At 70.2% G+C, this 16,827-nt stretch carries 18 protein-coding genes and 5 pseudogenes; 12 read left to right on the top strand and 11 right to left on the bottom strand.

Annotated elements, in window-relative coordinates; translation table 11 throughout:
- The first annotated feature begins 76 nt into the window (after positions 1-76).
- The gene (locus tag ACYQ8Q_RS00915) at positions 77-625 is read left to right on the top strand and encodes a putative immunity protein (protein ID WP_460060793.1); all 549 of its coding nucleotides are present in this window, start codon (positions 77-79) and stop codon (positions 623-625) included.
- Positions 626-762: 137 nt separating this feature from the next.
- Complete coding sequence (locus tag ACYQ8Q_RS00920) at positions 763-891, top strand: hypothetical protein (protein WP_460060794.1); 129 nt, start codon at positions 763-765, stop codon at positions 889-891.
- 614 nt (positions 892-1,505) lie between these two features.
- On the opposite strand, the gene ACYQ8Q_RS00925 is transcribed toward ACYQ8Q_RS00920, so the two are convergent.
- Positions 1,506-1,919 (bottom strand): arsenate reductase ArsC, encoded by a 414-nt coding sequence (locus ACYQ8Q_RS00925; RefSeq protein ID WP_460060796.1) that lies wholly within the window; start codon positions 1,917-1,919, stop codon positions 1,506-1,508.
- 91 nt (positions 1,920-2,010) lie between these two features.
- Here ACYQ8Q_RS00925 and ACYQ8Q_RS00930 point away from each other — a divergent pair, with 91 nt between their 5' ends.
- Both ACYQ8Q_RS00930 and ACYQ8Q_RS00935 read left to right on the top strand, forming a co-directional pair.
- Positions 2,011-2,319, top strand: a complete 309-nt coding sequence (locus ACYQ8Q_RS00930; protein WP_460060799.1) for an ArsR/SmtB family transcription factor — start codon at positions 2,011-2,013, stop codon at positions 2,317-2,319.
- Complete coding sequence (locus ACYQ8Q_RS00935; protein ID WP_460060801.1) at positions 2,316-3,095, top strand: aquaporin; 780 nt, start codon at positions 2,316-2,318, stop codon at positions 3,093-3,095. Before ACYQ8Q_RS00930 ends, ACYQ8Q_RS00935 begins: the two co-directional genes overlap by 4 nt.
- A gap of 84 nt (positions 3,096-3,179) precedes the next feature.
- Here the strand turns inward: ACYQ8Q_RS00935 and ACYQ8Q_RS00940 are convergent.
- Positions 3,180-3,599, bottom strand: a pseudogene (locus ACYQ8Q_RS00940) (NAD(P)-binding domain-containing protein); the annotation flags it as partial.
- Between ACYQ8Q_RS00940 and ACYQ8Q_RS00945 the strand changes: the two are divergent.
- A pseudogene (locus ACYQ8Q_RS00945) lies at positions 3,600-4,100 on the top strand (pyridine nucleotide-disulfide oxidoreductase); the annotation flags it as partial.
- 23 nt (positions 4,101-4,123) lie between these two features.
- On the opposite strand, the gene ACYQ8Q_RS00950 reads toward ACYQ8Q_RS00945, so the two are convergent.
- The gene (locus ACYQ8Q_RS00950) at positions 4,124-4,663 is read right to left on the bottom strand and encodes a DinB family protein (protein ID WP_460060804.1); all 540 of its coding nucleotides are present in this window, start codon (positions 4,661-4,663) and stop codon (positions 4,124-4,126) included.
- A gap of 44 nt (positions 4,664-4,707) precedes the next feature.
- Entirely contained in the window at positions 4,708-5,076 is a 369-nt protein-coding gene (locus ACYQ8Q_RS00955) for an ArsR/SmtB family transcription factor (protein WP_460060806.1), read from the bottom strand.
- 180 nt (positions 5,077-5,256) lie between these two features.
- On the opposite strand from ACYQ8Q_RS00955, the gene ACYQ8Q_RS00960 reads away from it, so the two are divergent.
- From ACYQ8Q_RS00960 to ACYQ8Q_RS00970, 3 genes are read left to right on the top strand one after another with little or no spacing between them, the layout of a single operon-like run.
- On the top strand, positions 5,257-6,636 hold the full coding sequence (locus tag ACYQ8Q_RS00960) for an NAD(P)-binding domain-containing protein (RefSeq protein ID WP_460060808.1): 1,380 nt from the start codon (positions 5,257-5,259) through the stop codon (positions 6,634-6,636).
- A gap of 28 nt (positions 6,637-6,664) precedes the next feature.
- Complete coding sequence (locus ACYQ8Q_RS00965) at positions 6,665-7,132, top strand: ArsI/CadI family heavy metal resistance metalloenzyme (RefSeq protein WP_460060811.1); 468 nt, start codon at positions 6,665-6,667, stop codon at positions 7,130-7,132.
- A gap of 7 nt (positions 7,133-7,139) precedes the next feature.
- Positions 7,140-8,339, top strand: coding sequence for an MFS transporter (locus ACYQ8Q_RS00970; RefSeq protein WP_460060813.1), 1,200 nt, complete (start codon positions 7,140-7,142; stop codon positions 8,337-8,339).
- Positions 8,340-8,458: 119 nt separating this feature from the next.
- Here the strand turns inward: ACYQ8Q_RS00970 and ACYQ8Q_RS00975 are convergent.
- From ACYQ8Q_RS00975 to ACYQ8Q_RS00990, 4 genes and pseudogenes are all read right to left on the bottom strand, one after another.
- A pseudogene (locus tag ACYQ8Q_RS00975) lies at positions 8,459-8,877 on the bottom strand (cation transporter); the annotation flags it as partial.
- Positions 8,878-9,034: 157 nt separating this feature from the next.
- Positions 9,035-9,538: a DUF2716 domain-containing protein gene (locus tag ACYQ8Q_RS00980; protein WP_460060815.1), complete on the bottom strand. Its 504-nt coding sequence runs from the start codon at positions 9,536-9,538 to the stop codon at positions 9,035-9,037.
- Positions 9,539-10,006: 468 nt separating this feature from the next.
- Positions 10,007-10,339 (bottom strand): YbfB/YjiJ family MFS transporter, encoded by a 333-nt coding sequence (locus ACYQ8Q_RS00985; protein WP_460073123.1) that lies wholly within the window; start codon positions 10,337-10,339, stop codon positions 10,007-10,009.
- Positions 10,340-10,370: 31 nt separating this feature from the next.
- A complete protein-coding gene (locus tag ACYQ8Q_RS00990; protein WP_460060817.1) occupies positions 10,371-10,553 on the bottom strand; it encodes a hypothetical protein in 183 nt (60 codons plus the stop codon).
- A gap of 347 nt (positions 10,554-10,900) precedes the next feature.
- Here ACYQ8Q_RS00990 and ACYQ8Q_RS00995 point away from each other — a divergent pair, with 347 nt between their 5' ends.
- Together ACYQ8Q_RS00995 and ACYQ8Q_RS01000 are read left to right on the top strand one after the other, a co-directional pair.
- Positions 10,901-11,749 carry a hypothetical protein gene (locus ACYQ8Q_RS00995; RefSeq protein WP_460060819.1) on the top strand — a complete coding sequence of 283 codons (849 nt, stop codon included), beginning with the start codon at positions 10,901-10,903 and terminating at the stop codon, positions 11,747-11,749.
- Positions 11,750-11,814: 65 nt separating this feature from the next.
- Complete coding sequence (locus ACYQ8Q_RS01000; RefSeq protein WP_460060821.1) at positions 11,815-12,645, top strand: hypothetical protein; 831 nt, start codon at positions 11,815-11,817, stop codon at positions 12,643-12,645.
- Between the two features lie 260 nt (positions 12,646-12,905).
- On the opposite strand, the pseudogene ACYQ8Q_RS01005 reads toward ACYQ8Q_RS01000, so the two are convergent.
- Positions 12,906-13,043, bottom strand: a pseudogene (locus ACYQ8Q_RS01005) (transposase); the annotation flags it as partial.
- Between ACYQ8Q_RS01005 and ACYQ8Q_RS01010 the strand changes: the two are divergent.
- Positions 12,976-13,410, top strand: coding sequence for a hypothetical protein (locus ACYQ8Q_RS01010; protein WP_460060823.1), 435 nt, complete (start codon positions 12,976-12,978; stop codon positions 13,408-13,410). The pseudogene ACYQ8Q_RS01005 and the gene ACYQ8Q_RS01010 overlap by 68 nt on opposite strands.
- Positions 13,411-13,626: 216 nt before the next feature.
- Here ACYQ8Q_RS01010 and ACYQ8Q_RS01015 read toward each other — a convergent pair whose 3' ends face one another.
- Complete coding sequence (locus ACYQ8Q_RS01015) at positions 13,627-15,162, bottom strand: DUF4331 domain-containing protein (protein ID WP_460060824.1); 1,536 nt, start codon at positions 15,160-15,162, stop codon at positions 13,627-13,629.
- Positions 15,163-15,439: 277 nt separating this feature from the next.
- Here ACYQ8Q_RS01015 and ACYQ8Q_RS01020 point away from each other — a divergent pair.
- Positions 15,440-15,542: pseudogene (locus ACYQ8Q_RS01020) on the top strand (transposase); the annotation flags it as partial.
- Between the two features lie 48 nt (positions 15,543-15,590).
- On the opposite strand, the gene ACYQ8Q_RS01025 reads toward ACYQ8Q_RS01020, so the two are convergent.
- Positions 15,591-16,586 carry an asparaginase gene (locus tag ACYQ8Q_RS01025; RefSeq protein ID WP_460060825.1) on the bottom strand — a complete coding sequence of 332 codons (996 nt, stop codon included), beginning with the start codon at positions 16,584-16,586 and terminating at the stop codon, positions 15,591-15,593.
- Between the last annotated feature and the right edge of the window lie 241 nt (positions 16,587-16,827).

A 16,827-nucleotide genomic window follows, 5' to 3' on the forward strand; every position in this document is an offset into this window, starting at 1 on the left:
CTCGTCGCCGACCGAAGCGTGTCTTCCTCGCCTGGAGCCGCGCCAACCGCCCGGTACCCTCACGGAAGATGAAACGATGACAGCGGAAATGAGCGGGATCGTTCTGAGCATGCAGGAGCTTCGCGAGATCGCCGCGTTCGCCGCCACGTGTGCAGAGGTGGCGCTCGAGATATTCGAGGCCGATCAGCCGGGCGACTCGCGGCCTCGAGACGCTGTCAGTGCCGCGTGGGAGTTCGCCCGGGGCGGCGAACGCGGAAAGTCTCTGCGCGACACGGCGTCGGCGTCCCTCAAGGCAGCCAAGAGCGCGGACACCGCGGCTGCGCGTGAGGCAGCGTGGGCAGCGATGTCTGCCGCAGGCGCCGCCTACCTGCATCCCTTGGCCAAGGCCACCCAGGTCAAGCACATTCTCGGAGCCGGCGCCTATGCGGCCAGAGCGGCCGAGCTCGTCGCCGACGACGATCGCAGCGTCGGGGCCAGGCACCTTGAGCAGACGATGCGTCGTGCGACGCCCACCGTCGTTGACGTGCTCAAACGCTTTCCTGCGGCGCCAAGTGGCGGCGGACGGGTTGGTGAGCTGATCCGCGTGCTGGATGCCGACCTTCGTTCGCTCACCTTCGCTGAGTGACTTTCAGCTCGTCGAGACCAGGCGAACGAACGCCCTTGCTCGGCCGCCTACGTGGAGTCGGCACGACGACCCACAGCGCCGTCGCGGCCTGCCGGGCCGGCTCCTCGAACGTACGGCGGTCGATGAGTGCAGTGGGGATGAGCCGCGCGGAGGCAGTCGCGCTCGTGCAGCGCATCATGGATGCGGGCTGCGCCTCCGATGACGAGATGGCCGGTTGGCTGGACAGGCTCGACAGAGCCCTGGCGTACCGGCCGGTCGTCTTGTGAGGCCGGGACTCAACTTCGAAACCAGATGAGCACGGCCGCGGTGGTTGCGATGCCGAGGAAGACGTAGCCGCGCTTGTCATAACGGGTGGCGACGGCCCGGGTCGAAGCCGGGTGGCCGTCCGCTGCGCGAGCCTTTGCGTGGTCGGGCGGCCTGGCTGTCGGTCTTCTCCGGAATCGTGTGCCGGATGCCCCAGCATCGCAGGTACTTGCGGCACCGGCCGTCGCTGTATCCCTTGTCGGCCGCGATACTGTCGTGCTTCGTGCGGGGCCTGCCCGGACCGACCCTCGGAACGCGGGTCTTCGCCGGCACCGTCTGGAACTGGGTGCAGTCCGCCCTGCGGTGACGACCAGGGACAGCGGGCGGCAACGGCCGTCGGCGCTCAAGTGGGGAGTTTCGCCCTGGTGTTCTGCTGCTTCGGCCCCTCTTTGACGCGGTTGCCGACGGCGGATCGATGCGGGCACCGGCCGCGTGCTGGTGAGCCCACACGATGGTGGAGTCGACCGAGATGTCCCAGTCGACCTCGCCTGCAACGTCGGCGGCCTCCTGGACCTGCTGCAGCGGACGCTCCGCAGGGCGGGCGGAGGCTGTTCCGGATCTCGCCTCTCGCCGCCGCTCACGCCCGGGGCTCTGGCGCGATCTCCTTGATCAGGCCCTCGATGAGCACCTTGATCTCGTCCCGGATCGGGCGCACGGCGTCGACACCCTGGCCCGCCGGGTCCTCCAGCTGCCAGTCCAGGTACCGCTTGCCCGGGAAGACCGGGCAGGTGTCGCCGCAGCCCATGGTGATGCAGACGTCCGACTCCTTCACCGCGTCGACCGTGAGCATCTTCGGGACCTCGGCGGAGATGTCGATGCCGACCTCGGCCATGGCCTCGACCGCGGCCGGGTTCACGGTGGCACCGGGGTTGGAGCCGGCGGAGCGGACCTCGACGCGGTCCCCGGCCAGGTGGGTCAGCCACGCGGCGGCCATCTGGGAACGGCCCGCGTTGTGGACACAGACGAACAGCACGGAGGGCTTGGCGGACATCAGAGGTCTCTCTTGTCTCACGACGGCATCAGGCGCACATGACATCATCACCTGGTGGTGTCAGCCACCACTGATGTGACAGTATCAGCCCATGATGACGTCAGTCGACACTGATCTGATCCGGGTTCTGGCCGACCCGCTCAGGCTCCGGATCGTGACCCTCCTCGCCCAGGAGACGCTGTGCACCACCCACCTCGTGGAGGAGACCGGTGCCAAGCAGACCAATCTCTCCAACCACATGAAGGTGCTGCGCGAGGCCGGGGTCGTCGAGACGGAACCGTGCGGCCGGTACATCTACTACCGGCTCAAGCCCGACGTCATCGCCCACCTCGCCGGTCAGTTCGCCGACCTGGCCGAGTCCGCTCGCGCCGCCGCAGAGAACAAGAGGGCCTGCCCATGACCGCCGCCGAAGCCGCCCCGACCGCGGAGTCCGCGCCACCCGCTCCGGTACCCGCCCCCGTCGCGCCCGCGCCGGGCGCCACCCCGCCGCGTACCCCGCTGGTCGCCCGGGCCGCCGCCGAACTCATGGGCACCGCCCTGCTGGTGGCGGTCGTGGTCGGCTCCGGCATCCAGGCCACCGAACTGACCAAGGACGTCGGCCTTCAGCTGCTGGCCAACTCCACGGCCACCGTCTTCGGCCTCGGCATCCTGATCCTCCTGCTCGGCCCGGTCTCCGGCGCACACTTCAACCCGGTCGTCACCCTGGCGGAGTGGTGGACCGCCCGCCGCGGCGGCGCCGGGGTCACCCCGCGCGAGGTGGCCGTGTACCTGCCCGCGCAGGTCGTGGGCGCGATCGCGGGTGCGATCCTGGCGGACGCGATGTTCGGCGAGCCGCTGGTGAAGTGGTCCACCCACGACCGCTCGGCCGGACACCTGCTGCTGGGTGAGGTCGTCGCCACGGCGGGCCTGGTCCTGCTGATCTTCGGCCTCGCTCGGGCCAACCGGCTGCAGTACGCCCCCGTGGCCGTCGCCTCCTACATCGGCGCCGCGTACTGGTTCACCTCGTCGACCTCGTTCGCCAACCCGGCGGTGACCATCGGCCGGGCCTTCACCGACACCTTCGCGGGCATCGCCCCCGGCTCGCTCGCCGGGTTCATCGGCATGCAGGTCGTCGGCGGCGTGATCGGACTCGCCCTGGTGGCCCTCATCTTCATGCCCGGACGACCGGCAGAATGAGCCACAGCACGCAGGTGGTGGTGATCGGCGGCGGCCAGGCCGGCCTCGCCGCCGGCTACCACCTGCGCCGCCTCTCAGGGCGGTGTCGTACGCCAGGTCGGCGGCGATCTGGGCGCCGGAGTTGCCCCCGCCGACCACGATCACGCGTTGACCTGCGAGGTCGGCGGGGCTGCCGTACTCCACCGTGTGCAGCTGGCGGCCCCCGAAGGCCGCTCGGCCGGGGACGATGGGGAGGAAGGGCCGCCACCAGGTGCCGGTCGCGCTGATCACGGCGCCGGCGTGCCAGATGCCGGAGTCGGTCTCCATGCGCAGGAGTTGGCCGTCCCGGTGAACGCCGAGAACGTTTACGGGACGCTCCATGGGCAGCTCGTACCGCTTCTCGTAGTCGGTGAGGTACTCGACCACGTGCTGCGCGTCGGGGTAGGTCTCGCCGGGCTGTGGCGGCATGAGGCGGCCGGGCAGCGAGGAGTACGCGGCCGGGGAGAACAGGTTCAGTGAGTCCCAACCTGGGTGACCCAGCGCCCGCCGCGCTTCCTCGCCGACGACATCGACGGCCGCGCCCTGTTCGACGCGGCCACCGCCCGCCGCCGCGCCCTGGACGAGGGCCGCACGGACCCGGGAGGCGTCGCCTCGCTCGGAGACATCGTCGCTGTACCGCCCGTACGCGAAGCCCGCGACCGCGGCCTTCTGAAGGCGAGCCCGATGTTCTCCCGTCTCGTGCCCGGCGGTGTCGAGTGGGCCGACGGCACCCGCGCCGATGCCGACGCGATCATCTGGTGCACGGGCTTCCGCCCGTCCCTCGCGCATCTCACTCCGCTGCGACTCCGAGGCCGACGCGGCCACATCGCCGTTGCGGGAACGCGCGCGGTGCATGAGCCGCGCCTGCACCTGCTCGGCTACGGCGACTGGACCGGGCCCGCCTCCGCCACGCTCATCGGTGTTGGTCGTACTGCCCGCGAGGCGGCCCGCGAAATCAGCGCGCTTGTTTCAAACGGGGCGCGGTAACCGCGGCTCGGGGCCCTCCGTCGTCAACGCCCCTCGTCGGCCAGGGTGAGCTGCCGGCGGTGGAAGTCGAAGTGCTGGGTCGGGTAGTGGTAGAGGTCAGCAGCGGTCATGACCTCTTGGAAGAACGGGTCCCAGCGGGTGGGGTAGTACATGGCGAGCGCGAGATCGGCCTCCTGCTCGGTGGCGAGGCGGCGCTGCAGGGAGTTGATCACGCGGTCGAACGCGATCCCCGTGCGGCGGCGTCCGAAGACCTTCGCCCCACCGAGTGGGCACAGGTAGTTGACGGCGTTGAAGGGCCTGGTCCCAGCGTTGAGAAGGTGGGCGAAGGCCCGGCTGACGCCACGCGGTAGCCGCCCGAAGATCCGCAGCAGGAACAGCAGCGGCCGGATCAGGGCGTAGCCGAAGAGCATGTGGAACAGCAGCTGTTCGTTGGTCCACCGGGTGCCGTCGGTGGGCCGGCTTAGGTCGTCGTCGGTGGCGTTGTCGAGGAACCGGCGGAACGTTGTCCGGGCCCGCTCCAGCTCCTCGCGGATCGCCTGGCGATCAACCGACTCGTTGGTCATCGGAATCACCCGCTTCCGCGCGGCCCGCGGTCGGTCCGGTCGGCTCAGCCCAGACCGCCGAGCATCTGCCCCATGGCGGCGACCACCGACGGCTCCACCTTGTAGTACACCCAGGTGCCGCGCCGCTCGGAGGTGAGGAGTCCGGCCTCCTTCAGCTTCTTCAGGTGGTGGGAGACGGTCGGCTGCGAGACGCCGACGTCGGAGATGTCGCACACGCACGCCTCGCCGCCCTCGTGCGAGGCGACCAGCGAGAACAGCCGCAGCCGGACCGGGTCGCCGAGCGCCTTGAACATCCGGGCGGTCTTCTCCGCCTCCTCTGCGGTGAGCGGACGCTCGGTGAGCGGCGGGCAGCACGGCGCCACGCTCTCAGAGACCGAGGGCTCCAGCAGCGGCAGCACCTTCGTATTCGACATGCATCTATGTTGACATACGTCGAACCAGAACGGCGAGGGGCAGCCCACCCCGCACCAGGGCCACCCAGGCAGCGCGATCACGCCGCCAGATTCGACGTTTGTCTATGTTGACGCTTATCGATCCAGGTGCCATGCTAGCCCGGTAAGACATCGACAAACGTCGAAACAAAGGGGAATCTCGTGGCCGCGTCCACCAACAGCGTGCTCACCACCGACCATCTGCCCGTCGTGGTCATCGGAGCCGGCCCGATCGGCCTGGCCGCAGCCGCCCATCTCGTCGAGCGCGGCATCGAACCCCTGGTCCTGGAGGCCGGCCCGGCGGCTGGCAGCGCCGTCCGCGACTGGTCCCATGTCCGCCTCTTCTCCACCTGGGGCGAGGTCATCGACCCGGCCGCCGAGAAGCTCCTCGCCCCGACCGGCTGGGTCCGCCCCGACACCTCGGCCTACCCGACCGGCGGCGACTGGGCCGAGACGTACCTCCAGCCGCTCGCCGACGTCCTGGGCGACAAGATCCGCTACGGCACGACGGTCACCGGCGTCGCCCGCGCCGGACGGGACCGCATCGTCGACGCGGGCCGCGACGAGCAGCCCTTCACCGTGCACGTCCGGTCCGCCGACGGCCACGAGGAGCGGATCACCGCCCGCGCCGTCATCGACGCCTCCGGCACCTGGACGACCCCCAGCCCGATGGGCGCCGACGGTCTGCCCGCCCTCGGCGAGAAGTCGGCCGCCGACCGCATCTCCTACCGCGTCCCGGACCTCAAGGCCCCTGCCGTACGCGCCCGGTACGCGGGCAGGCGCACCGCCGTCGTCGGCTCCGGCGCCTCCGCCTTCACCGCCCTTGCCCTCCTCGCCGACCTCGCGAAGGAGGAGGACGGCACGCACGCCGTGTGGATCCTGCGGCGCGGCATCGGCGCGCACACCTACGGCGGCGGCGAGGCCGACCAGCTCCCCGCCCGCGGCGCCCTGGGTCTGCGCGCCAAGGCAGCAGTCGAGGCGGGTCACGCGAGCGCGGTCACCGGCTTCCGCACCCAGGCTGTGGAGGAGGACGGTGACCAGCTGATCCTCGTCGCGGAGGACGGCCGTCGCCTCGACCCGGTCGACGAGGTCATCGTCCTGACCGGCCTCCGTCCCGACCTGTCCTTCCTCTCCGAGGTCCGCCTCGGCCTCGACGAGCGCCTCCAGGCCCCGACCGCGCTCGCCCCGCTGATCGACCCGAACGTCCACTCCTGCGGCACCGTCTACCCGCACGGCGTGGGCGAGCTCTCCCACCCCGAACAGGGCGTCTATCTGGTCGGCATGAAGTCCTACGGCCGCGCCCCCACCTTCCTCGCCATGACCGGCTACGAGCAGGTCCGCTCCATCGCCGCGGCCCTCGCCGGAGACCAGGAGGCCGCCGAGCGCGTCGAACTCACTCTCCCGGAGACCGGGGTCTGCGGCGGCGCGGGCCTCTTCGACGAGCCGGAGAACGCCGAACAGTCCGGCGGCGGATGCTGCGCCGCTCCCGCCACCGTCCAGATCGGCACCGGCGCCCCGGCCGCCACCTCCGGCGGCTGCTGAACACCCCACCCTCACAAGGAGGTTCGCCATGACATCGCGCGTACAGCTCGCTCTCCGCGTCCCCGACCTCGCCGTGTCCGTCGCCTTCTACACCAAGCTCTTCGGCACCGAGCCCGCCAAACTCCGCGACGGCTACGCCAACTTCGCCATCGCCGAGCCCCCGCTCAAGCTCGTCCTCATCGAAGGCATCACAGGTGAGGCGACCCGCATGGACCACCTCGGCGTCGAGGTCGAGACGACCGAGGCGGTCCATGCCGCCACCGCCCGCCTGGGCGAGGCGGGCCTGAACACCGACGTCGAGAACGACACCACCTGCTGCTACGCCCTCCAGGACAAGGTCTGGGTCCACGGCCCCGGCCAGGAACCCTGGGAGGTGTACGTCGTCAAGGCCGACGCCGACTCCCTGGCCAAGCAGCAGGGAAGCACCTGCTGCACCGGCGCGGCCGACGCCGACGTCGACGTGAAGGAACCGGCCGTCGCGGGCGACTGCTGCTGATCCGCCGATGACCGACCTCCACCCCAGCGAAGCCGTGACCGGGACGGCAGACCGGCCACGGCCTCGCGCCGCCCTGCCCGCCCTGTGCGCCACCCAGATCACCGGCTGGGGCATCGTCTACTACGCCTTCCCCGTCCTCAACCCGCAGATCGCCGCCGCCACCGGCTGGTCGACGACCGCCACCACCGCCGCCTTCTCGGGCGCGCTCCTGATTTCGGCCCTCACCGGCATTCGCGTCGGCCGGATCCTCGACCGCCGAGGACCGCGTGCCGTGATGACCACCGGCTCCGTGCTGGGCGTGACCGCCGTGCTGGCCATCGCCTCCGCGCCCAACCTGATCGCGTTCACCGCCGCCTGGCTCCTGGCCGGCGTCGCCATGGCCGCCACCTTCTACCAGCCCGCCTTCGCCGCCGTCACCCGCTGGTGGGGCGAGGACCGCGTCCGCGCCCTCACCATCGTCACCCTCGCCGGCGGCCTGGCCTCCACCGCCTTCGCACCCTTGACCGCCACGCTCGCCGAGCACCTGAGCTGGCGCAGCGCATACGCCGTACTCGCGCTGATCCTGGCCCTCGTGACCATCCCCGCCCACGCCCTCGCGCTCCGAGGACCGTGGCCACCCGCCCCGGCACCACCGTCTCAACAGGACGCCGACGGCGGCTCGGTGGCCCGCAGCCGACCGTTCCTGATGCTCGCCGCCGCGCTCACACTGAACAGCTTCGCCATGTACGCGGTCGTCATCGCCCTCGTCCCCCTGCTGATCACGCGCGGCGCCACTCCCACCGCCGCCGCCTGGGCCCTCGGACTCGGCGGCGCAGGACAGACCCTCGGCCGCACCCTGTACGCCACCCTCGCCCGCCACACCGGCGTCACCACCCGCACCGTCACCCTGATCACACTCGGCGGCGCCACCACCGCCACGTTCGCGACGGTCTCCGGCCCCTTCCCCTTGCTCGTGGGTATCGCGATCGCGGCCGGCATGGTGCGGGGCAACCTCACCCTCCTCCAGGCCACCGCCGTCACCGACCGCTGGGGCAGCACCCACTACGGGCGCCTGTCCGGGCTGCTCGCCGCCCCGGCCACCATCGCCTCCGCCCTGGCGCCGTTCGCAGGAGCCGCGCTGGCCGGACCGCTCGGCGGCTATCCGGGCCTGTTCGCCATGCTCGCCCTGGCCTCCGCCGCAGCGGCCTTCCTTGCGCTGGGGAGCTGACATAGACCACTGAACACCGGAAGCCGCCCGGCCAGCCCCGGGGGCGCTCTCCGAGCACTCGCGGACCGCCAGTTGCAGCAACCGCGCCAGGACGGCAGCTTCATACGTCGTCCGGCTCAGGACCAGCCGAGGGTGGCATGGACAACCAGACCCAGCGGAAGCACGCCCGAGAAGTACGTGCACAGCAGGGTCGGCTCGGAGTCAGCGACCGCGCCGGTGGAGCCGGGTTCACGGGCCCGCGCGGCGTTGGACTGCTGACAGGAACGGCATCACCGCGAGCGAGAGAGCGGCGAGCACGAAACACGACTGCGCGATGGTCGGCGGGGTCGGCGGGGTCGGCGGGGTCGGCGGGGTCGGCGGGGTCGGCGATGATCGAGTCCAGACCGAAGCCGACCAGGGCGGTGGGCGAGGCAAGGGCGCCGGTGGCGGCGACAACCGCCTCGATGACGCTGTATGTGATGACGACAGCGACCAGGAAGCTTATGCGCGGGGGGAGTTGGGCTCGGCGGGTCGGGGCGGGGCCGAGGGAGATCGTCATCAGCAGCAGCCCTTCTCGCCGACGTCCGCACACGTGCGGTCGGACGCGACGGCGAAGACGACGCCGCGCTGTCCAGGGCGTGGCCGAGCCGGCCGTCGGCCAGCCCTTCTCTCTCCTGCGAACGCGGATTCTCACGCATTACGGACAGAAAAGAATGTCACGTTACAGGCGAGCTGCGACCAGCACGTCGCAGCGGCGGCCCCAGGACATCTTCAACCTCGGCGGCCACCGTATCCAGCAGCTCCTTGCCGAACAGACACACCGACGACTCCCAGGGGTGCCCGAAGCTGCCAAGCCGGAAGTCCCCCGAGAGGTAGATGCAGTAATCGCCGTCGGGGTAGGGACTCAGCGGCCACGGTTCCTGTCCATGCCCACCGACGTGATGCGGAGCAAAGGAATAGGAGATGTGCTGCCAGTCGAGCGCGAACAGCCTGGCCTCCGGCTCGACGCACGCAGCCAGCCCCTGCTCGACAACCGCGACAAAGCGGTCTAAGCGCGTATAGCCTGGATCGTCATCCAGCGACGCCAGACTCCATGTGACAGAGTCAGCCGGCTCCTTGATCGCAGGCCACTTGGCCGGGTTCACGCTCGGACTGAACTCGAACTCCGCGTAGAAGCGGTCCCAGACACTTCGGTACTCGGCCTCCGGCAGCTCGGTCACAGGCTCGCTCATCATCCGCACAGACTATCGAGCCAACCCAGCTGCTCCCGGCCACCGCGCCAACGGCCCCTGTTCAACCGCGTCGCCGATCCGGACCGGAAGGCCGTCGAGTACCCGGTGACGCCCGCGCTGGAGGTACATGGCTCGGACCGAGCCAGGGCCGACAGCGGCGGCTTGACGGACGGCACACTCGCGGCATTGTGCTGCGCTCCGGACAGATACGCGCCCTGGGCCGCATCCGTCGGGTCCGAAACAGTGCCTCGGACGCGATCAGCACCACCATCGCGCTGAGCTCCCGGTACGACGCGTACGAGGTGCTCGCCAGGCTGCGGGAGCAGATCGAGACCACGCCCTGGCGCGGGGAGCGAGGACGGACCGCGCTGCGGGTACTGCGGGCGCAAGTCCGGAGGGGATCGAGGCCGTACTGGCGGCGAAGTTCGAGACGCAGTTGCCGCATCTCGATGAGCGTCAGCGCCGGCTGGCCGTAGGGGCGGAGATGCGGCCCAGCGGGTGCGGGTAGCGGACCCTGAGCGCTGCGGCCGCCACGGTCGCGGCAGCCAGGACGACGCTCCCCAGCAGCAGGGGTCCCGAGTAGCCGGTTCCCAGCAGCGGCCGGGAGATCAGGGGGCCGATGATCTGCCCGATCCCGTAGCCCGCCGTCAACAGTGCGACGGCTCGCGGCACTTGGAGGTGCTCACCGAGGGCCAGTGCCAGGGAGGTGATACCCACGAACGTGCCGCCGAAGGCGGCCGCTGCGACGAGCGCGCTGACGCTGCCGGGAACCAGCCCGGTCAGTGCGATACCGCGGCGGACACTGCGGGCTGTGCCTGCCTTACTCGTGGTGCAGCACCCGCGCCTCGCACGAGGCCCGGTACGGGAAACGGAAGATCGTCCAGAGCTGGTCCGGGACGAGGACGGGGCCCACCGCCATGGCGAAGGTCGCCGCGGGGACGGCGCCCGCCGCTTCCGCCCAGCCTCGCGGCCGGACTACGGCGAAGGCCAGCACGGCCAGCACGGCTGGCAGCAGGACGGCTGGGACGGTCTCGGCAACACACGGTGGAACAGCCCTGGAACCTGGGCGGGTTCGCCAACAACGCCGTCCAGCGGGTTCCCGTGCCCTGCCCCGATCCTCCTGACGCCCTCGATCCTCCTGGGGCCCTATGACCATACGCCCCGCCGCCCGGCGTGGCGGGTGCCAACCGGCGCGTGTGAAGATGAGCCGCGCCTGGACGGCAAGGGGGGCTCCGGGTGGATGCATGGGTGTGTGAGGCGTGCGGTGGCGAAGTGCCTCAGTCCGAGGACGAGACCACAGCTGCGGCGGTGCGCAGACACACACGTACGACCGGGCATCCACCGTCGAGCGTGCGCAAGGAACTGCCCGGCGGGATCAGTCAACGGTGGCGTACTCCCGAAGACCGGGAGCGGGACCGGCAACGGGAAAACGAACAGGAACGCGGACGGCTCCACCGCGCCCATCCGGTCGGCCGTGAAAAGCCTGAAGCCCGTGCCGGAGAAGGCTCGCCGGGCAGAGCCGGCCTGGCCTGCAAGCCCTGGTGGGCTGTACCGACGCACCGGGCCCTCGGTTCGCTTCGTGACAGTGCGCTGCTGCAAACCCTGTTCGCTGCGGTTCTCGTACTCGTCCTCGGGGCACTGGCGATCGTGTCCATCAGCGGAGCGGAAAGCACGCAGTCGTCGGCGGAGGCCGCGGGGAGTTCGTCCGTCCCGCCGGAAGGCGCGCTTCGCGACGCGTTCGCGTTGTCCGGCCTCGAAGGCAGCACATGGGGCGAGGCGCGGGATGTGATGGAGGACAGGTCGGGCGGCGGCGAGATCAGCGTCCTGGAGCATGGGACCGGACTTCCACTGACGTTCGCGTACAGCGGCGATCCGCAGCGCGACGAGTGGACGGTGTGCACCGCGGATTTGACCAGCGGCACCTTCGACGAGCCGGGCTGGCTGGTCACCATGGAAATAGCGAGCCCCGACGACGGATGCCCAACGGGCGCACTCGGATCCGAAGCCACGGCGACCGACCGGTACGACGATGGATCCGAGACCGCCGCTCCCGAAGCCCGGGACGGCGACTCCGGGCAAGGGGTGCGCCCTGGTTCCTGGTGCGGTGATCCCGGAGCGTACGGCTACACCGGTGCCGGAACCCGTATGCAGTGCCGGTACGGTGCGGGCAACGACTACCGGTGGCGTCGCGCGGGCTGAACGAGTGGCCGAGCCCGCGCCGGCCGGTCGCACGCGACGCCTTACGACGGCCGGAGGGGATCACCATGGGGTTGGCCATGTGCCCGTTGTGCAGCGACGACGAGGACATCGAGGTGGTACAGAACCTGGAGGGCGGGCGTCGGCGCGTCCGGCACCGGTGCGGCTACGCATGGGAGCACGGGGAACCGACGGACCCGAAGAAGCAGCCCTCCCGCTCCATCACTGACCTCAAGGCTCGATTCCCGAAGTCCGAGGACGTCGAGCCCGGCGTACTGGAACGCGCGAACCTGCTCAAGGCGCAGTTCCTCGCCACCAGACCGGGCCTCGACCCCGAGGTGGCGGCCTACTGGGAGAAGTACCGGCAGATCTTCTCGCGCGAGGGACTGCGCACCGGCGACCTCAAGGCACTCAAGGACTTCGCCAACTCCGACGTCGGAGCCCACCCCGGCAACCAGTCCATGTTCAACGCCGCCTGGAACGCCATGGGTGACGCCGATGCCGCGGAGTCGACTCGCCGGACGATCGAGTACCTTCTCTACGGCCCCGACGACGTACCGCCCGAGGACCGGCTGCAGCAACTCCTCGACGGCACCCGATCGTTCGCCATGACGGGCTTCAAGGAAGCCCTCCTCACAAAGGTTCTCTGCGTCATGGAGCCGGACAGGTTCCTGTCCGTCCTCAAGTACACGACGGAGGCGGGCGGCAAGCGTGAGATCGCGCGGATGGTGTACGGGCTGGATCTGCCGGCGCCGGAGTCGGTGAACTGGACGCTCGGCCGCCTCGTCTTCTGGAGCAACGGCCTCCTGCGCGAACTCGTCGGCGAGGGATTCGCCAACCAGCAGCACTCCGCCGCGTTCCTGTGGTGGGCCAAGGACCAGCCCGGGGCACCCAGGTGAGCGAGCGGGGCTGGCACTGGCAGGCGCGGGGCGGGCGCCGGCCTCGCCTGCCGGCCCGACCACGTCTCACGAGCGATCACACGCCCGCATAACGCGGGAGTGCGGGAACCCGGTCTGACCAAGTTGAACACCTCGTGGACGGCCTGTCGCTTGAGGCATCGGATCATTTCGCGTCGGGTCTTGCCTTCCTGGGTGCGGCGTTCGTAGTACGCCTGGGTGCGCAGGTCGTGGCGCAAGCGGGTGAAGACAATGGGGTGCAGGACCGCGTTCGCCTGGCGGTCGCCGCCGTGGTTGAGCCGACGCGTGCTCCGCCGGCCGGATGAGTACTCGATGGGGCTGACTCCGCAAAGGGCAGTCAAGGACGCCTCGGTGTTCAGCCGCTCGGGGTTGTCTCCCATGGATCAGGAGCGTGACGGCGCTGTCCGGACCGATGCCCACCCGCTCGAGCAGCCGCTGTGCGTGGCGTACGACGACCCGGGGCAGGCGCCGGTTCAGCTCATCGATCTGCCCTGTGAGCTGCTCGACGCGCTCGCCGCACCCCCTGACCAGCAGACCGGACACCCGCCGACCCCTTACGGTGCTCATGTCCGCCCGCCCGCTGCGACTTGTCTCGCTGCTGTCCGCGCGACCGCCGTGGACCTGCTCGACCAGGTGTGCGGCTCGGAGTCCCGCGAGGACTCCACGCTCACCGTGGTCAATGGCCTGGCCCTTCACCCAGGACGCCGCCTTCTGACCCCCTGCGGTCACCGTACGCGGACGCTGTGATGCTCCAGCCGGTGAAACCCCGACCACTGTCTGTGCCACAAGAACGTCCAGCTGCGCCTGGCCCCCTACGGCTGCCACACGACCAACCGCCAGGACTTCTCCTTCCGCTTGGTTGCGGGCCTCGCCTGAGCTGTACGGGTCCGCCGTGTGTGGCCCCCGGGTCCGTCAGGGGCCACATCGACGCCGGTGTGGGGTGTGCCGTTCGGGTGGTGTCGCTCAGTACGGCGGCCGGGTGCGTCGACGCCACCACGTCAGGGCCAGGCCGATCAGCAGGATCCCCACCGCGCCCGTGGCCGCCGACGCGGCGATCAGGCCCGTGTTGCGTGCGCCGTCGGTGGAGTCGCCCGGCCTAAGGGCGTCGACCACCTGGTTGCGGACGTCGTCGCCACCGGTGGTGCCCTTCGCGAGCGGGCCTCGCGACCCCGCCACGGGTTCGGCCAGATAGGGGAAGGAGTTGCCGAACCGATGGTCGTTGGCGTCGACCGCGTCACCCAAGTCGTTCTTGGACCCGACCAGTTCACCTTCGACGACCTGCAGAGCGATGTCGACGACGTCATCGGTGAGCCGGCGCCCGTTGGGGAAACCCGCCTGGTCGCCGTCGAGCACACCGAGCCGTTTCGGCTGGGCGGCCGGTTCGATCGAGGTGTTCAGGCGCAGCATCTCCGCCGGTCGCACGTTCGGCGGCTGGTTGAGGCCCTTGACGCCCTTGAGGAAGACATCGACGAGATCGTTGCGCGGTGCTGCGGGCGCCTTGATCTTGTAGACGGCCTCCATGAGCTTCGGCAGTTCCGGATCGGTCACGTTCTTCAGGAACTGGCCGTCGTTCCACGGCGAGGACGCGTTGAACCTGTCCTTGTCCTTCAGCGGGTTGACGACCTCGTTGACCAGCGGGTTGCCCAGACGTGAGACCTGCTCGTAGGAGCCCTGGGCGTTCTTTCGCTGGGTGGTGGACCAGATGCCGACGACCGGCTGGTCCTTCGACTCGGTGATCATGTCGGTGGGCAGTTGCAGGGCGACCGAGTTGACGTTGTAGCCCTTGAGGGTGTCGTTGCCGACCTCGGAGAGGTCCCCGCCGTACAGCAGATCGAACACGCGCAGGTCCAGGAAGAACGGGTCGTCCGCCTGGCCGGCGAACGTCTGGACGCCGTCGGCGAGCTGACGGACCGCCTGCCGGCGCAGCGTGCCGTAGTCCGGCATCGACGCCTTGCCGACGTTCGAGGGAGCCACCGGTACGTCGTCGGCGAGCTTCGTCTTCGACACGACCTCCTGGTTGTGCAGCTTGAACAGCTCGATGTCGTAGGTCTGCGTGACGTTCAGGTCCGGATCGTCCAGGTCGGTGACCGGGCCCGTGGCGTACAGGAACGTCTTCTTTGACTTCGTGTGCGTCGTGAAGGTGTAGCGCAGCAGTAGTTCGCCCTGCGCGTCGCCGTTGTTGTCGATGTGGATGTCGTACTGGGCGTCGTCCGCGAACGTGTAGAAGTTCGGGCCGCCCGCCGGGTCCTCGAACGGGATCCAGTTCGCGATGATCGTCGTCGTCGCCGGACTGTCCGGACTGACGAAGGCGTACACGTCCGTGTTGTCGTACCGGGGTTGTCCCGAGATCAGCGGGGCCTCCCGGTGACTGGAGGCGGAGGCCGCCCCCGGTTCCAGCGTGGCCACACCGGCGGCTGCGAGTCCCCCGGCGGCCAGCGCACCCGCGATGAGGGTCGCGAGGCTCCTGCGCCCCGCACCGCTCTTGGAGATAGGTGTCATACCGTCCGTCCTCCATGCCAACTTCCCTGACGCTCGAGGATTCGGAACAGTCACTCCTGCGGATTGGTGCATATTGATTGATCTGACCGATCTATCGGTTGATCTATCGATTGATCTGACCGGCACCAGAACCGCCACCCCTGCGTGCGCCTTCAACGCAGGTCGACGCTGCTTCGCCCGCACACCGGGGCCGGCAGGGGGCGCCGCCCACTCAGCTGGGTTCGACGATGATGCGCCTCTGCTCGATCTGATGCCGCGTGGTCGGTGATCGAGCCGTTGGAGGGACATGCCAGAGCGGTTCGGTCCCTGGAAGACCGTTTACGAGCGCCACCGGCTGTGGTCGGCGGACGGTGCCTGGGAACGGTTGTTGCAGCAGGTTCGCCCTGGACTGGCTTCCGGGCGAGCGGGCCGACGACCCGGGCGGCGCCTCACAGGGAGCCGTCGAAGCTCTCCCGGATCTGCGAGCGGTCGGCGTCCGCGGCGAGGAGGCAGATCAGCAGCAGCCTGGCCTTGGCCGCGTCGAGGGCACGCCCGCTGATGATTCCCCGGCCCAGGAGATCGCGCTCGGAGCCGGGGTAGGCGTAGGTGGATTCGTAGAGCTCGCCGCTGCCGGTCCGGGTCACCATCACCACGGGGATACGGCTGTTCGTCTCCGCCAGCGACCCGACCATGGCGCTGGGTGCGTGGCCGCCGCCGAACACCTCGACGACCAGGCCGTCCATCCCCTCGACGTGCCCGGGCCGCAGGGGTGCCGACCCGAGGCCGAGCTTGATGATGCCGACCGTGGGCAGCGGGCCGGTGAGCGGGGCCGCTCGTGGCAGGGCCGGGCGACGGCGCGGCACGAGGGGAATGCGTACCCGGTCCTCCGTCACCCGGCCCACGGGGCCCGCGCCGGGCGAGCCGAAGGCGACCGGGCTCGAACTGTGGACCTTCCGCACGAAGCGCGGCAGATGGATCTCGTCCGCGAAGACGACCAGCGGCCCGAGCCCGGCCGCGAGGGGCGACACGGCGACCCGCATCGCGGCCAGGAGGTTCGCCGGGCCGTCGGCTCCCGGCAGGGACGGGTTGCGCATGGCGCCGGTGAGCACCACGGGCGGGCCGTCCTGGCCGAGCAGGAGATCCAGCAGGTAGGACGTCTCCTCCAGGGTGTCGGTCCCCTGGGTGACGACGATCCCGTCCGTCTCCTCGCCCCGCTCGCGGATCAGCCCGGCCAGCTCGGCGACATCACCGACGGACAGGTCGCCCGACGCGCACTGACGGAACGGCTCCAGCGAGACGTCCGCGAGGCGGGCGGCCTCGGGTACGGCCGCGAGGAGTTCGGCCGGACCGAGCCGGGGTGCCGCACCTTGCCCGGCCGCGGCCGGGACCGAGGCGATCGTGCCGCCGAGGGTGAGGACGAGCAGACGCGGGAGGGGACTCGGCACGGACGGCTTCCTTCGCGGGCAGGGGAACACGGGTGTGACCGTACGGTATTGGGTCTCCGGGCCATCGACGGCCGCCGGGACGAGGTCGAGCTGTGCCGCCCTCCGGTACCGGATCCCGCATGTGGGCCGTCGCCGCGCCGGTGGACAGACCGGCGGAGAATCCCTTGCGTCCGTAAGGCTTCTGCGCGTCAATGCCCCCGAGCTGACTCAGTGTCAGAAGTGCGCACGATCTCCCGCAGGA

The organism is Streptomyces sp. YKOK-I1, assembly GCF_054660435.1.